Raw genomic sequence first — 15,301 nt, forward strand, 5'->3', positions numbered from 1 at the left:
TAAAAATTTATAAAATAAGAAGGAAAGATAGACCCCATTTAGATGGTAAACGGATTAAGTTAACATGTATCAAGCGTTACTATGTTAATAATCCATACATATGTCCATGGCGGGTCTTTTTTCTTTTATAATGGGAGAAGCTTGCAGAAAATATCTTTGGGGGGTTTTTACATTTGTACGGCTGTTGGCTTTTTTACCGAGGACCGTTCATTTTGCAACGGTCTTACTCTTGGACGTTTCACCAAGTGCCGTCATTTTTCTTTTTCCACCGCGCTCTGTTCCTATTTCCTTACAGAGAGCGGTGGTTTTTACACAGACACCATTTAACATTTCACTTAGTTCCTAATGATATAAACTCTCTTCACATTAGCCACTTATTTCAGCGAAAACCATTCGATCTTTCCCGTTGATGTCAAAGACGACTTCGACCTGTGCTTGTGGGAGGGCACCTTTTAATAAGTTTGCGACCAATTCCCCTTGCCCTGCACCTACTTCAAATCCAACAAGTGCTTGTTCGTTTAGTACATGTGGTAATTCATTTACTAAACGGCGATAGATGTCTAAACCATCCTCTCCAGCAAACAAGGCACGATTAGGCTCATGTTCAGTTACAATCTCTGACATCCACGAACGATCTGCAGTTGGAATATAAGGGGGATTGGAGATAACTACATCTAATTTTACTCCAGAGTTGATAAAAGGCTGCAGCAAGTCCCCTACTATCCAATTTATGTCTGCGTCTAAATAAGCCCCATTACCCTTAGCTACTTCTAAACTTGCAGGATATAGATCAGTTCCAAAACAATCAAGCTGAGGGTTTTCTCGTTTCAGAGTAATAGCGATTGCACCGCTACCTGTACCAACATCGGCCACTTTTAATCCTGTATCGTCTTGCCAACGTGCACGAATACGCTCAAGCGTAGCAAGGACTAACTCCTCTGTTTCTGGCCTAGGAATTAGAACTTCCTTATTCACCATAAATTTTCTACCATAAAACTCCTCATAGCCCATAATATACTGAATAGGCTCACCAGCAATATGAGTGAGTATCGCCTTTGAAAAAAGTTGATCGATCTCCTCAGGAAGTTCTTCACGTAATCTTGTTAAGAATTCAGCTCGACTCATCTTCATATAATGTCTTAGTAAAATTTCAGCAGCATATGCTTCCCGTTGATTTTCTTCTAAAAAAGAAGAAGCCCAGTTAAGGGCTTCGAATACTCTGCGATTACTCATTAGTCGCACTTTCTAGTTTAGCCGATTGCTCTTCTAAAATAAGAGCATCAATAATTTCATCAATCTTACCGTGTAGGATCTGATCTAACTTTTGGATAGTTAAACCAATTCGGTGATCAGTTACACGGTTTTGTGGGAAATTATACGTACGGATACGTTCAGAACGATCCCCTGTCCCTACAGCTGATTTACGCTGCTGATCGTATTCAGCTTGTGCCTCTCGTTGGAATTTATCGTATACACGTGCACGCAAAACTTTCATCGCTTTTTCTTTGTTCTTAATTTGCGACTTTTCATCCTGACAAGAAACGACAGTTCCCGTAGGAAGGTGGGTAAGTCTTACTGCGGACATAGTCGTATTAACACTTTGTCCACCCGGTCCACTAGAAGCAAAAGTATCCACACGGATATCCTTATCATGAAGCTCAATTTCCACTTCTTCTGCTTCAGGTAACACCGCTACTGTTGCCGTAGACGTATGAATGCGACCGCCTGATTCTGTTTCCGGTACACGTTGCACGCGATGCGCACCATTCTCATATTTTAATTTAGAGTAAGCACCGTTGCCGTTTACCATGAAGATAATTTCTTTATAGCCACCGACCCCTGTACTACTTGCTTCAATGACGTCAATTTTCCAACCTTGGACTTCAGCATAGCGACTATACATACGGTACAAATCACCCGCAAACAGTGCAGCTTCATCTCCACCAGCTGCACCACGAACTTCTACGATAACGTTTTTGTCATCATTAGGGTCCTTTGGAATGAGAAGGATTTTTAATTTTTCTTCTAATTGCTCCACTTTTTCCTCTAATTCAGAAATCTCTTCTTTCACCATATCACGCATTTCAGCATCTAGTTTCTCTTCCAACATGGCCTTTGCGTCTGTATATTGTTCATGTATTTCTTTATATTCACGATATGTATCCACTGTTTCTTGGATATCAGACTGTTCTTTTGAATACTCACGTAATTTTTTTGGATCATTTACTATTTCTGGATCACTAAGCAATTCATTAAGACGTTCATAGCGTTCCTCTACAGATTGAAGACGATCAAACACGGTTATTCACCTCTAATTCATTATTAACATGCATCTATCTTATCACTGCTATCAGTATGCAGTTTCATTTCCAACGTATAACATTCTAATTATAGTATAGCCGCCTTGTTCAGTCAAAACCACTTTAGATTATTTTAGAAATTTCTGTTATTCGATTGATGAATCTTTCATCGTTTACTATAGTAAAGTTATCTACTTAAAAATGAGGTGCAGCACATGAAAGCCATTATGATTGGAATACTCTCCGCATTCTTTTTTGCTTTTACATTTGTTTTAAATGCAGCTATGGAAATGAATGGAGGAAGCTGGTATTGGAGTGCATCGCTCCGTTACTTCTTTATGATCCCACTTCTACTTATCATTGTTTTATACCGTAAGAGCTTACGTGCACTTATGATTGAAATGAAAAAAGCCCCTGGAAAATGGATACTATGGAGCACAATTGGATTTGGGCTATTTTATGCCCCTATATGTTTTGCTGCTGCCTATGGTCCCGGCTGGCTAATTGCTGCCACCTGGCAAATCACAATTATTTCTGGCAGTCTACTTGCCCCATTATTTTATGAAATGCGCCAGACTTCTAAAGGAGTCATTCGCATAAAAGGGCAAATTCCTTTTAGAGGACTACTCATGAGTCTCATTATTTTAGTTGGCGTATTTGTTATCCAATGGGACCATGCCTCTGTTGTATCGGTGAAAGATACATTTATTTGCACCTTAGCCATTCTTATTGCATCGTTTGCTTACCCTCTAGGGAATCGAAAAATGATGGCCTTAACAAACAAGCGCTTAGATCCTTATCAAAGAGTGCTTGGTATGACAATAGCTAGCCTTCCCTTTTGGCTCTTACTTGCATTTATTGGTTTACAAACAGCTGGCATGCCATCGATGAGTCAAGTTTATCAATCGGGGTTAGTAGCCTTATTTTCCGGTGTTTTTGCAACAGTACTATTCTTTGCTGCCACCGATCTCGTTCAAGGCAACATGCAAAAACTTGGAGCTGTGGAGGCAACACAGTCCTTTGAAGTGCTTTTCGCAATGATTGGTGAAGTGATCATTTTATCTGCTCCTCTTCCTTCTGCTACTGCTACGGTTGGGATCAGTTTAGTAATACTCGGCATGGCACTTCATAGTTATGTATCCAATTTACCTCAAAAGGGATTCAAAAAGAAAAAGGTAGAAGAGACGGTTTAATTCACCGTCTCTTTAATCTGTATGATCTTCTCTAATTTTCACATTTATATAATAGGTCGGCACCGCACCAACTAATTTTTTTTGCAAACTTTCCTCAGCTTTTTCACGTTCCGCTTTTGAGGAAAAGTCTTTATTCGTATACACAGTTACATGCATATATTCCCCGTCAATCCATATACCACCTGGTTCATAATCAGTAAGCTTATTAATCGTTGATCTTGCTTGATTAATATCGCTACGGTCAGATTTTTTATCGCCATTGGTATTTAATAAGTTGGGATTTTGTTCATACATTGACCATTCCTGAACATCTTCGGAACGATGACCAGAAGGGCTGCTTATTCTAACGGTTTCGGTATGTTTGTTGATATCATAAGTTTTATCAGCATTTGCACCGTAATTATAAGAACAACCAGTTAGTAGACTGATTAACAAAACACCTGTAATGGTTTTTTTCATGAATGAATGGCACCCCCTACTAAATAAAATGCCCATTCATTTTAAAATTTCAGCAAGCAATTTTTCCTATGTAAAAAAATGTATGCCAGGGAGTTTTTCGTTCCAAAAAAGACGCCAAAGTTAGCGTCTCCAATCAAAAATGTGTTATTTCATCATTTCCGTGTGATTTTTAATACTTTTTGGTTTGCCAATCACTTCATGATGTTCACGGCACCGAGGTTCATACGATTCAGATGCGCCCACAAGAATAGTGGGGTCTGTATATGATGCCGGTTTACCATCAATTAAACGCTGTGTTCGACTAGCAGGTGATCCACAAACAGCACAAACGGCTTGTAGTTTTGTCACTAACTCAGCAGTAGCCATTAAATCTGGCATCGGACCAAAAGGCTCACCACGAAAATCAACGTCTAACCCAGCCACAATGACACGATGACCGTTTCCCGCAAGCATCTCCACAACTTCAATGATTTGATTATCAAAAAACTGAACTTCATCAATAGCTACGACTTCTGTATCAGACGTAACAAATGACAAAATATCCTCTGAGCAGGCTACAGGTTGAGCAATAAACGATGCCCCATTATGAGAAACAACTGATTCTTCACTATAACGTTTATCGATTTGAGGCTTGAATACAGCAATTTGCTGTTTGGCAAATTGTGCCCTCCTTACTCTGCGAATAAGCTCCTCTGACTTACCAGAGAACATACTCCCGCAAATTACCTCAACCCATCCATGATGATTGATAACATACATGAAAGGTCTCTCCTTCCGCAACAATCTAATCTATCTATAAACACCTATTACAGTCCTTACTGTTAAGGTCTCACAAAAGAAACATTCTTATGTTAAATGCCGAAAAATAGTGGTGGTGTGCACCACTATTTTTCGACATTCATGAAAAAACAGGCAAGTATCATGACTTGCCTGCTTTGATTGTTATTTAAATTACTTCTGTTTGATGCCGTATTTTTTATTGAAACGGTCAACACGTCCGCCAGCTTCAGCGAATTTTTGACGTCCAGTATAGAATGGGTGGCATTCTGAGCAAGTTTCTACACGGATTTCTTCTTGTACAGAACCCGTTTCGAATTCGTTACCACATGCACATTTCACCATTGCTGTTTTATAGTTAGGATGAATTCCTGCTTTCATTCTTTTCATCTCCTTCCGCCCTGAATCATTCTGAAACAGAGTTATATAGTTACGGATTCACCGTAATCTTAGAAACGCACTGGAATCATTATAACAAGGTCGAGCTTAATTTGCAATCATCGATTACGAATGAGCTTTACCATTTGATTCCAAACCTAATGAGAGCGCTTTGCTTTCATCTCTTCACTCAATAAGGCAAAGAAATCCTCATTCGATTTCGTTTGCTTTAATTTTCTCATGAGTTTTTCCGCAAAATCAGGAGAATCAGTCATTGATTTACGGATTGCCCATAGTTTATCAAGATGATCCTTAGGAATCAACAATTCTTCCTTACGGGTGCCAGATCGTCTAATATCAATTGCAGGGAAAATTCGTCTTTCAGCAAGCGAACGATCAAGATGTAACTCCATATTCCCCGTTCCTTTAAACTCTTCATAAATCACATCATCCATACGTGATCCCGTATCAACCAGAGCAGTAGCTAAGATAGTTAAGCTTCCGCCTTCCTCAATATTTCTTGCGGCACCGAAAAACCTTTTCGGACGGTGGAATGCGGCTGGGTCAATACCGCCTGATAACGTACGACCACTTGGAGGAATGACCAAGTTATAAGCTCTAGCTAAACGTGTAATACTATCCATTAAGATGACAACATCGCGCTTATGCTCAACTAGACGCATCGCTCTCTCTAATACGAGCTCTGCCACTTTAATATGATTTTCCGGCACTTCGTCAAATGTTGAACTAACAACATCACCAGCAACAGAGCGTTCAATATCTGTTACTTCTTCCGGTCTTTCATCAATAAGTAATACGATAAGCTCTGCTTCAGGATGATTCGTTGTAATACTGTTGGCAATTTCTTTTAACAACATCGTTTTCCCTGCTTTTGGAGGAGCGACAATTAAGCCACGTTGTCCAAAACCAACTGGTGAAATTAAGTCCATAATTCTAGTGGAAATATGTCTTGTTTTTGTCTCTAAATTCATATGACGATCAGGATATAGAGGCGTTAAACCTGGGAAATGAACACGTTCCTTTGATGTCTCTGGATCATCTCCGTTAACCGCTTCCACTTGTAGCAAACCAAAATAACGTTCATTTTCTTTCGGCGGACGAACTTTACCAGAAACTTTGTCACCATTTCTTAAATCAAAGCGACGAATTTGCGATGCAGAGATATAAATATCCTCTGAACTTGGCGAATAGTTAATCGGCCTTAAGAAACCGAAACCTTCTGATTGAATGATTTCTAGAACACCTTCCATAAAGAAGTATCCTTCTTGTTCCGCTCTCGCTTTTAATATCGCAAAAATAAGTTCTTTCTTTGATAATTTACTATAATAAGAAACTTTATATTCTCTTGCATGTTCATAAAGTTCTTTCAATTTCATATTCTCTAGACTTGAAATATTTAGTCCCATTTCTACACCACTCTTTAGATTTTTCGATTATTTCCCCCATATGCTAAAAAAATAAGATTCATTATATATTCGAATATGGTTGGAAAGGAAAGTATGTTTGAGGCTTCCTGAAGTAAACGAAGAGTTTGATTTAGTCAACTCTCCTTGTAATAGAGGAATGATTGGTCTTCCTTTGAAAATATCTTTTATTTTACCCCTAACCTCTATGTTAGGCAACTACATTTTATAGTAGGATATTTGGAAGGATTCTTTCTATTTTAATTTAACCTAAGAAATGCAAGGATGCACTTCTTAGGTCTATCAGCAATTATTTAATTACAAGATTAGGTTTTTTCTTCAAGCTATGACGACCATCAATAAACCTTACTGTGCCCGATTTAGCACGCATAACGACTGAAGACGTCGAACCGTAAGATCCTTTAAATTGAACGCCTTTCAAAAGTTCTCCATCCGTAATACCTGTCGCAGCAAAGATTGCGTCATCACCTTTAACTAGGTCTTCCATCAATAATACTTTGTTAACATCTAATCCCATTTTAATACATCTTTCTAGTTCCGCATCGTTTTGGGGAAGCAGTTTACCTTGCAATTCACCACCAAGACATTTCAATGCTACAGCTGCAACAACACCTTCAGGGGCACCACCTGCTCCAAATAAAATATCTACGCCTGTATGATCGAACGCCGTATTAATGGCTCCTGCTACATCGCCTTCATTAATTAGCTTAATTCTAGCGCCAGCGTCACGCAATTGTTCAATAATATGTTGGTGCCGATCACGATTAAGTACAGTTGCAACAACGTCCTCAATATCTTTGTTTTTTGCTTTCGCAACAGCTCTCAAGTTATCAATCACTGGAGCATTGATATCGATTTGTCCAACCGCCTCAGGTCCAACGGCAATTTTATCCATATACATATCTGGTGCATATAGTAAGTTACCTCGATCTGCCACTGCCAGAACCGCAAGCGCATTCCAACCACCAGAGGCAACAATACTTGTACCTTCGACAGGGTCGACTGCAATATCAACTTGAGGGCCAGAACCTGTTCCAAGCTCTTCGCCAATATATAGCATTGGTGCTTCATCCATTTCACCTTCACCAATCACTACTCTACCTTGCATAGGAACTGTATTAAAGATATCTCTCATTGCTTCAGTTGCTGCACCATCTGCTTCATCTTTTAATCCACGGCCCATCCAACGAGCAGATGCTAGTGCTGCACCTTCTGTAACACGAACCAACTCCATTGATAAACTTCTTTCCATTTTTACTTCCTCCCCAATATTCACTTCGTCTCAGTATGTACTGAAATCGATGCGGAATCTAGATGTACATTTATAACATTGTCAATTCATCATTAAGCATTATTCATTTGTTCAATTTCTTGATCAGTTAGCTTTTCTCTCCAAATCGTTGCTCCTAAACCATTGAGTTTTTCAACTAAATGACTATAACCTCTATCAATGTGATCAACGCCAGTAACCTCTGTTACCCCTTCAGCCATAAGGCCTGCGATGACTAGCGCTGCTCCAGCACGTAAATCACTTGCCTTTACTTTGGCACCTTGCAATTTCATAGGGCCGTTAATAATAGCCGAACGACCTTCCACTTTAATATTGGCATTCATTCTTCTCAATTCATCAATATGCTTAAATCTAGCCCCATATATCGTATCAGTTACCATGCTTGTTCCTTCTGCATTCGTTAACAATGCCGTTAATGGTTGCTGGAGATCAGTTGGAAAACCAGGATATACAAGTGTCTTAATATCTACTGCCTTCATTTTTTCAGCGGGACCGACAAAAATTTGATCATCACCCGCTTCAATTTGCACACCCATTTCTCTTAACTTTGCCGTTAATGATTCAAGATGATGGGGAATAACATTATCAATTAAAACGCCCTCTCCAGAAGCTGCAGCAAGCACCATATAAGTCCCAGCTTCAATACGGTCAGGAATAATTGTATGCTGGCATCCATGGAGCTGATCTACACCATCAATACGGATTACATCAGTACCCGCGCCTTTTATCTTTGCACCCATATTATTCAGCAATGTAGCAACATCAATAATTTCAGGTTCTTTAGCCGCATTTTCTATAACCGTACGACCCTTTGCCTTTACAGCAGCGAGCATAATATTAATGGTTGCACCAACACTGACGACATCTAAATAAATACGTGCACCTCTTAGTTCATCTGCACGTAAATAAATCGCGCCTTGTTCATTTGTTACACTTGCGCCGAGTGCCTCAAAACCCTTAATATGCTGATCAATCGGTCTCGGTCCTAAATGACAACCACCCGGAAGTCCAATGACTGCTTTATTAAATCGTCCAAGCATGGCCCCCATTAAATAATAAGAAGCACGAAGCTTTTTCACCTTGCCATTAGGCATAGGCATCGAGATCATTGCAGAAGGATCAACCTGCATATCTCCATCAGCGAATGTTACTTCACCACCGATTTCCTCTAGTAAACCTTTTAAGATTTGCACATCCGAAATATCTGGTAAACCTTCTATTGTTACAGGCGAATCTGCCAGTATTGTTGCCGGTATTAAAGCAACTGCACTATTCTTCGCGCCGCTAATTCTCACTGTTCCTTTTAATGGGTATCCGCCTGCAATCATAAGCTTTTCCATTTTGAACTCCCTTCTAAGCCGTTAACGCAACCCCTTTATAGAGGATGCTCTATAAGAATAAGCTTGTCCTATGTGGAATCTTTGCTCTATCAGTCATAAAACAAACCCGCATTTTTAAAAAAACACAGGTGTAATCTACATTACCATTGTTGTCTATCTATTGAAAAAATAAGCATCTTTATGTTAACATGTCTAACAATTTTTAAAAAGCTCACATATGATAGGCATTTAGATGCATCTTCCTTTTTTCTATTTTACACCATAACAATTGGAAATGTAGTTGTTGTTTCGAATTGTTATGAATATGTAAATTTTTAAGGAAACATTTGCATCATGGATTCATTCACCGATGGAAATTGTTGACTAATGAGTTTTCCTAGAGTCAAGAGGGATTGAATTGAGAAGTTGCTTTAAATAAGCTTAAGAAACCGTTGAATGAACAACGGCTTCTTTTCTATTTTATGCCTTGTTAGCAGAACCAAACTCGCGCATTTTGCCAATTACTGTTGCTTTAATCGCTTCCCGAGCAGGCCCTAAATATTTACGTGGATCGTACATTTTTTCATCTGCTGCAAGGACTTCACGTACTTTTTTCGCAGATGCAATTTGGTTCTCTGTATTTACGTTAATTTTTGCTGTTCCTAGAGAAATTGCTCTTTGAATATCTTTTGTTGGGATACCTGTTCCACCATGCAATACAAGTGGCACACCTGTTAATCCTCGAATTTCTTCCATTTCTGTAAACCCTAAGTTAGGCTCACCTTTGTATGGTCCATGGACAGACCCAAGAGCAGGCGCTAAGCAGTCAATCCCTGTTCTCTGAACTAATTCTTCACATTCTTTTGCATCTGCATAAATAACGCCATCTGCAACAACGTCATCTTCTTGTCCACCAACAGTGCCAAGCTCAGCCTCAACAGATACGCCTTTTGAATGCGCATATTCTACTACTTTAGAAGTGATTTCGATATTTTGCTCAAATGGATCGTGAGAAGCATCAATCATCACAGAAGTAAACCCAGCATCGATTGCTTCTTTACATTTATCATAACTTGAACCATGATCAAGATGAATGGCTACTGGAACAGTAATATTATAGTCTTCCATTAGACCTTCTACCATTTTAACAACCGTTTTAAATCCACCCATATAACGACCTGCACCCTCAGAAACACCAAGAATTACAGGTGATTTTTCTTCCTCAGCTGCTTGTAAAATTGCTTGTGTAAACTCTAAATTATTTAAGTTGAATTGACCAACTGCATAGCCCTCTGCATTTGCTTTTTTCAACATTTCAGTCATAGAAACTAAAGGCATATGTAAAAATCCTCCTTGTCTTATTCACTTCAGTCATTCCTTTTAAAGGATTTCCTTCCAGCTACATGTTTATGTACCCTAATAGCTCTCCATCAAACGGAAAAAATGAAATGAACATATAAATTCCATTTGTATCATACCAAAATGTGCAGAGAAAATCTATGATTAGGTTATAACTTTTCATAAATAAGATGTACTATTAATTAAAAAAGGCATAATTGTATAACCTTATTTAGGTACTGGTAAATACTTCTTGACCGCCGCCCGAATGTCATCTATGTCGAATGGTTTAGCAAAATGTGTTAAAGCACCTAAATCTTTTGCCTCTTGAATCATATCTAATTCTCCATAAGCAGTCATAATGATGACTCTTATATCATGATGCCCTTCTCTCATTCTCTTTAGAATTTCAATTCCATCCATACCTGGGATCTTCATATCTAATAATACTAAGTCTGGGTCATGCTTCGCTACAATATCAAGGGCTTGAATTCCGTTTGCTGCTTGGTACGTTTCATAGCCCTCCTTCTGTAAAACTTCATTTAATAGAATCCTTATACCAAACTGATCATCGACAATCAATATTTTCCCTTTCATAATACACCCCATTCTCGTTTAATCAAGAATACTTAATGTTTTTTAATTCGACCCTAAGTGTTTTTTTCCTGCATTTGTTAGGAAAATAACTAGAATGAGTCATCGCCGTTAATTGCTATATTTCGACAAGTTGATGGTTCTCTTTTCGTTGTGTATCAATCAAATACTGTCGCACTAAATACCAAAGTGTGCAGCCTGATTATTTTGTGATTTCGTCTTATTTCAATATAATGATAATATTGGGAGAAGTACAGGAGGAATTATTAATGTTAAAGATTTTTTCTACACAATTATTCGGCTTATTTAAAAAATGGCAAGACAGTCATGAAGAATCAATAGAAGATGCTGCTCGAATTTTAGCTCAAGCGAGTGTCGGTGAGGGCCATATATATATTTACGGAACACAGGAGATGCACGCTGTCGGTATCGAAGCAACTGAGGGAGTAGACGCACTGGCAAACGCAAAAGTCTGGGATTCTTCTGCATCATTTGACGATATCTCAGCTAGTGACCGTTTTCTCATTATCACTAGAGAGAGTGATGACCAGGAAGCACTCCTATTAGCACAACATTTGAGTAATCAATTCATACCATTTGCAACAATAAGTGCCCTTCCATCTGATAGCACGGAACAATTAGCCTCCTATTCCGATGTACATTTCGACTTACAACTGAAGCAAGGACTTGTTCCAAATGAAAGCGGGGAACGAGTTGGTTATCCATCTGCAATTGGAGCATTATTTATCTATCATGGAATTAAATTTACGTTAGACGAGATATTAGCAGATTATTAAAATGTGTATTTATATGAGGCAAGGGGTTCCGTTTTGACGGGGTTCCTTGCTTTTTTTATATGTTATAGAAGGGCTTATTTCTCGGGCGCATATATTCTTAACTACACAACGGCTTTGAAATAAATGATTAGTGTTTGTTTTACTGTCTCTTTAAACCAATATTACTTTTCTTTGCAAGTGTGAAGCGATTCTAAATTATTTACTGTGAACTTTTGTTTCGTTCATACATTTTTCAGTGACAAATTTACGATATACACTGATACATGTTTCTCTTTCTGAACGACATGCGGGCCTCTTTTGTAAAGCGCTCACCTTTGGTTTTCCTTCTGATTGACTTGCAAACCCCTTTTGCGAAGCGCTCTCCTTTGGTTTTCTCTCTGAGTGGCTTGCAAACCCCTTTTGCGAAGCGCTCTCCTTTGGTTTTCTCTCTGAGTGACTTGCAAACCCCTTTTGCGAAGCGCTCTCCTTTGGTTTTCTCTCTGAGTGACTTGCAAACCCCTTTTGCGAAGCGCTCTCCTTTGGTTTTCTCTCTGAGTGACGTCATACCACTTACAGAAGCTAGCTTCATGAAGATTGATTGTAATAAAAATACCAACTTTTATTTTTGTACCCTTTTGAATTCTTAATTTTACACAAAAAAGGAAGAGATCCGGAAATCTCCTCCTTATAACAATTTATTCATTGATATTGATTGTAGCACCGACAAAGTCACGGAAAAGTGGTTGTGGACGTGTTGGTCTAGATGTGAATTCTGGATGGAATTGAGATGCCACGAACCATGGGTGATCTTTCAATTCAATGATTTCTACTAGTCGACCATCTGGGCTTGTACCAGAGAAGACAAGACCCTTTTCTTCCATTTCTTGACGGTAGTGATTATTAAATTCATAACGGTGACGATGACGTTCGTAAACGACTTCATCTTGGTATGCTTCATAAGCAGCTGTACCTTCTTCTAGTTTACATGCTTGTAGGCCTAAACGTAGTGTACCACCTAAATCTTCAACATCTTTTTGTTCAGGTAAAAGGTCAATGATTGGGTGGTTCGTTTCAGGATTGATTTCCGCTGAGTGTGCACCATCTAATCCAAGAACGTTACGAGCAAATTCAACAGTAGCAAGTTGCATACCCAGACAAATGCCTAAGAATGGTTTATTGTTTTCACGGGCATATTGTGTTGCTAGGATTTTTCCTTCAATCCCACGATCGCCAAATCCACCTGGTACAAGAACACCGTCAACATCCCCTAAAAGTTCAGCAACATTTTCTTTAGTGACATGCTCTGCATTGATCCATTTCACATCAATATCTGCATCATGTGCATAACCTGCATGTTTTAATGCTTCAACAACAGAAATATAAGCATCTTGAAGAGCAACGTATTTCCCTACAAGTGCAATTTTTGTTTTCTTCGTTAAGTGAAGCACTTTGTCTACAAGTTGTTTCCACTCAGTCATATCTGCTTCTGCACAATCTAATTTCATTTCTTTGCATACACGTTTATCTAAGCCTTGTTCTTGTAAAGCTAATGGAATAGTGTAAAGTGTTTCAGCGTCTCTACATTCAATAACTGCTTCTTTATCAATATCACAGAAGAGTGCAAGCTTGTCTTTCATTTCTTGAGAGATAGGCATTTCTGTACGGACAACGACAACATTTGGTTGAATACCTAAGCTTCTTAATTCTTTTACACTGTGTTGTGTCGGCTTTGTTTTCATTTCTCCAGCCGCTTTAATATACGGTACCAATGTACAATGAATATACATAACATTATCTCGGCCGATATCACTCTTAATTTGGCGAATCGCCTCTAGGAATGGTAATGATTCGATATCACCGACAGTTCCACCGATTTCAGTAATAACGACATCTGCATTCGTTTCATGTCCCGCACGGAAAACTTTATCTTTAATTTCATTTGTAACATGAGGGATTACTTGAACCGTTCCTCCGTTATAATCTCCACGACGCTCTTTACGTAGAACCGTTGAGTAGATCTTCCCAGTTGTTACACTGCTGTATTTAGTTAAGTTTATGTCTACGAAACGCTCATAGTGACCTAAGTCTAAATCCGTTTCTGCGCCATCTCCTGTTACATAAACTTCACCGTGTTGATAAGGACTCATTGTACCTGGGTCCACATTGATATACGGGTCAAACTTTTGTATCGTTACGCTAAGCCCTCTATTTTTTAACAAACGTCCTAAAGATGCTGCAACGATTCCTTTACCTAATGACGAAACAACGCCGCCTGTAACAAAAATATATTTTGTCATGAATGATTCCCCCTTAACTATTCATAGCTTGTGCATTTATCCTTTGTTTAAAAAGATGAATCTTATCTTTCATAAAAAATTGCCCCATGCACGACCTTTTATTTGAAAAACTTGGTAGAAGCAGCATATGCTCAACTATCAAGCCTTACTCAAAAAAATAAAAAGCGCCCCGCTTACTTTACTTAAGTAAGGGAGCGCTTTTAGCGTATCAATTTATGATCGTTCCTTTTTAAAGGAGCCCAAAAATGATTCTACAAGGCTACAAGAAAAAAGTCAAGGCTATTATTTTCTGTCCTCATCGTCTTCATCTTCATCTAAATCATCATCTTCTAAATCATCGATGAGCTCATCGTCTTCATCGAAATCCTCTTCGATATCTTCATCGTCATCGTCTTCATCATCAAGAAGATCATCCACATCGTCGTCTTCATCTAGATCATCGTAATCTTCTAAATCATCGTAATCGATGTCTTCTTCTTCAAAATCTTCCTCTTCCTCATCTATTACAGATTTTTTCGCCTTTTTCTTCTTCGGCTTAATAACTGTAACAACTTCCTCTTCGTACTGTTCTACAGGGTACCATGCACGCAGTCCCCAACGATTGTCTCCAAGACCAATGAAATGCCCTTCGATATTTAAATCTGTATAGAACTGGGCAATCTTCTCTTGGAATTCTTTTTCACTAAGATCCAAAAGGTTTTTTAATTCACTCACAATGTCAGCAAACGCCAAAGGCTCTTTTCTTTCATTTAATAATTCATGAGCCACTTCAATTAATGCCATTTCTTTTAATTGCTCTTTTGAGTATCCTTTTAAACTCAAGACCAGCACTTCCTTTCCCTATATCAAGCTATGTATTAGCAACATGTAATCAAATATTTCGTGCCTAATAGTATAACGCTAAAAATAAAAAAGACAACCTAAACATACTCGTCCAATCTCTAGGTTACAAGCAGCGGTGCCTTCTTAAAAGAAAAAAACGCATATTCTTCATTATAAACAAATTATTAGTGTTTATGCTACCTTTAACGATAAGTTTTCCTACTTTTTACATTGACCTTCGAGTTGTCTCTCCTTTTGATACAATCTTATTGCTAAAAGTGTAAAAAAGACAGACAACAAAAAGAAGGGGAT

General features: G+C 38.5%; 14 protein-coding genes. 2 read left to right on the plus strand and 12 right to left on the minus strand.

From position 1 onward, the window contains the following. Positions 1-366: 366 nt before the first annotated feature. Together prmC and prfA are read right to left on the minus strand one after the other, a co-directional pair. Complete coding sequence (gene prmC / locus LG276_RS21955) at positions 367-1,233, minus strand: peptide chain release factor N(5)-glutamine methyltransferase (protein WP_341058100.1); 867 nt, start codon at positions 1,231-1,233, stop codon at positions 367-369. Then, the gene (gene prfA, locus LG276_RS21960; RefSeq protein WP_191816256.1) at positions 1,226-2,299 is read right to left on the minus strand and encodes a peptide chain release factor 1; all 1,074 of its coding nucleotides are present in this window, start codon (positions 2,297-2,299) and stop codon (positions 1,226-1,228) included. The genes prmC and prfA overlap by 8 nt, the downstream gene beginning before the upstream one ends. Before the next feature lie 216 nt (positions 2,300-2,515). On the opposite strand from prfA, the gene LG276_RS21965 reads away from it, so the two are divergent. Next, on the plus strand, positions 2,516-3,493 hold the full coding sequence (locus LG276_RS21965; RefSeq protein WP_224936771.1) for a multidrug resistance efflux transporter family protein: 978 nt from the start codon (positions 2,516-2,518) through the stop codon (positions 3,491-3,493). Between the two features lie 12 nt (positions 3,494-3,505). Here the strand turns inward: LG276_RS21965 and LG276_RS21970 are convergent, their stop codons facing one another. The 8 genes from LG276_RS21970 to LG276_RS22005 form a co-directional block, all read right to left on the minus strand. Next, positions 3,506-3,952: a hypothetical protein gene (locus tag LG276_RS21970; protein WP_251162320.1), complete on the minus strand. Its 447-nt coding sequence runs from the start codon at positions 3,950-3,952 to the stop codon at positions 3,506-3,508. Between the two features lie 144 nt (positions 3,953-4,096). After that, on the minus strand, positions 4,097-4,711 hold the full coding sequence (locus LG276_RS21975; RefSeq protein ID WP_095371568.1) for a thymidine kinase: 615 nt from the start codon (positions 4,709-4,711) through the stop codon (positions 4,097-4,099). 192 nt (positions 4,712-4,903) lie between these two features. After that, the gene (gene rpmE / locus LG276_RS21980) at positions 4,904-5,110 is read right to left on the minus strand and encodes a 50S ribosomal protein L31 (RefSeq protein ID WP_095371567.1); all 207 of its coding nucleotides are present in this window, start codon (positions 5,108-5,110) and stop codon (positions 4,904-4,906) included. A gap of 155 nt (positions 5,111-5,265) precedes the next feature. Then, positions 5,266-6,534 (minus strand): transcription termination factor Rho, encoded by a 1,269-nt coding sequence (rho, locus tag LG276_RS21985; RefSeq protein ID WP_095371566.1) that lies wholly within the window; start codon positions 6,532-6,534, stop codon positions 5,266-5,268. A gap of 307 nt (positions 6,535-6,841) precedes the next feature. Then, positions 6,842-7,804: a class II fructose-bisphosphatase gene (gene glpX, locus LG276_RS21990; protein ID WP_095371565.1), complete on the minus strand. Its 963-nt coding sequence runs from the start codon at positions 7,802-7,804 to the stop codon at positions 6,842-6,844. 92 nt (positions 7,805-7,896) lie between these two features. Beyond that, a complete protein-coding gene (locus LG276_RS21995) occupies positions 7,897-9,183 on the minus strand; it encodes a UDP-N-acetylglucosamine 1-carboxyvinyltransferase (RefSeq protein WP_095371564.1) in 1,287 nt (428 codons plus the stop codon). Between the two features lie 459 nt (positions 9,184-9,642). Then, positions 9,643-10,500 (minus strand): class II fructose-bisphosphate aldolase, encoded by an 858-nt coding sequence (locus LG276_RS22000; RefSeq protein ID WP_095371563.1) that lies wholly within the window; start codon positions 10,498-10,500, stop codon positions 9,643-9,645. Positions 10,501-10,728: 228 nt separating this feature from the next. Continuing rightward, the gene (locus LG276_RS22005) at positions 10,729-11,097 is read right to left on the minus strand and encodes a response regulator (protein ID WP_095371562.1); all 369 of its coding nucleotides are present in this window, start codon (positions 11,095-11,097) and stop codon (positions 10,729-10,731) included. A 266-nt stretch (positions 11,098-11,363) separates the two neighbouring features. Between LG276_RS22005 and LG276_RS22010 the strand changes: the two genes are divergently transcribed. Beyond that, entirely contained in the window at positions 11,364-11,891 is a 528-nt protein-coding gene (locus tag LG276_RS22010) for a DUF2529 domain-containing protein (protein ID WP_404292901.1), read from the plus strand. A gap of 674 nt (positions 11,892-12,565) precedes the next feature. On the opposite strand, the gene LG276_RS22015 is transcribed toward LG276_RS22010, so the two are convergent. Both LG276_RS22015 and rpoE read right to left on the minus strand, forming a co-directional pair. Then, positions 12,566-14,167, minus strand: coding sequence for a CTP synthase (locus tag LG276_RS22015; RefSeq protein ID WP_095371561.1), 1,602 nt, complete (start codon positions 14,165-14,167; stop codon positions 12,566-12,568). Positions 14,168-14,449: 282 nt separating this feature from the next. Continuing rightward, on the minus strand, positions 14,450-14,989 hold the full coding sequence (rpoE, locus tag LG276_RS22020) for a DNA-directed RNA polymerase subunit delta (RefSeq protein ID WP_224936776.1): 540 nt from the start codon (positions 14,987-14,989) through the stop codon (positions 14,450-14,452). Positions 14,990-15,301: the final 312 nt, after the last annotated feature.

Source organism: Cytobacillus kochii (genome assembly GCF_044790165.1).
GTDB classification, from domain to species: domain Bacteria; phylum Bacillota; class Bacilli; order Bacillales; family Cytobacillaceae; genus Cytobacillus; species Cytobacillus kochii.

What these genes read in the sequence shown, in the direction of transcription:
- prmC (WP_341058100.1), bottom strand. Translation starts at nt 1,233, where the DNA reads ATGAGTAATCGCAGAGTATTCGAAGCCCTTAACTGGGCTTCTTCTTTT.
- LG276_RS21965 (WP_224936771.1), top strand. Translation starts at nt 2,516, where the DNA reads ATGAAAGCCATTATGATTGGAATACTCTCCGCATTCTTTTTTGCTTTT.
- LG276_RS21970 (WP_251162320.1), bottom strand. Translation starts at nt 3,952, where the DNA reads ATGAAAAAAACCATTACAGGTGTTTTGTTAATCAGTCTACTAACTGGT.
- LG276_RS21975 (WP_095371568.1), bottom strand. Translation starts at nt 4,711, where the DNA reads ATGTATGTTATCAATCATCATGGATGGGTTGAGGTAATTTGCGGGAGT.
- rpmE (WP_095371567.1), bottom strand. Translation starts at nt 5,110, where the DNA reads ATGAAAGCAGGAATTCATCCTAACTATAAAACAGCAATGGTGAAATGT.
- rho (WP_095371566.1), bottom strand. Translation starts at nt 6,534, where the DNA reads ATGGGACTAAATATTTCAAGTCTAGAGAATATGAAATTGAAAGAACTT.
- glpX (WP_095371565.1), bottom strand. Translation starts at nt 7,804, where the DNA reads ATGGAAAGAAGTTTATCAATGGAGTTGGTTCGTGTTACAGAAGGTGCA.
- LG276_RS21995 (WP_095371564.1), bottom strand. Translation starts at nt 9,183, where the DNA reads ATGGAAAAGCTTATGATTGCAGGCGGATACCCATTAAAAGGAACAGTG.
- LG276_RS22000 (WP_095371563.1), bottom strand. Translation starts at nt 10,500, where the DNA reads ATGCCTTTAGTTTCTATGACTGAAATGTTGAAAAAAGCAAATGCAGAG.
- LG276_RS22005 (WP_095371562.1), bottom strand. Translation starts at nt 11,097, where the DNA reads ATGAAAGGGAAAATATTGATTGTCGATGATCAGTTTGGTATAAGGATT.
- LG276_RS22010 (WP_404292901.1), top strand. Translation starts at nt 11,364, where the DNA reads ATGTTAAAGATTTTTTCTACACAATTATTCGGCTTATTTAAAAAATGG.
- LG276_RS22015 (WP_095371561.1), bottom strand. Translation starts at nt 14,167, where the DNA reads ATGACAAAATATATTTTTGTTACAGGCGGCGTTGTTTCGTCATTAGGT.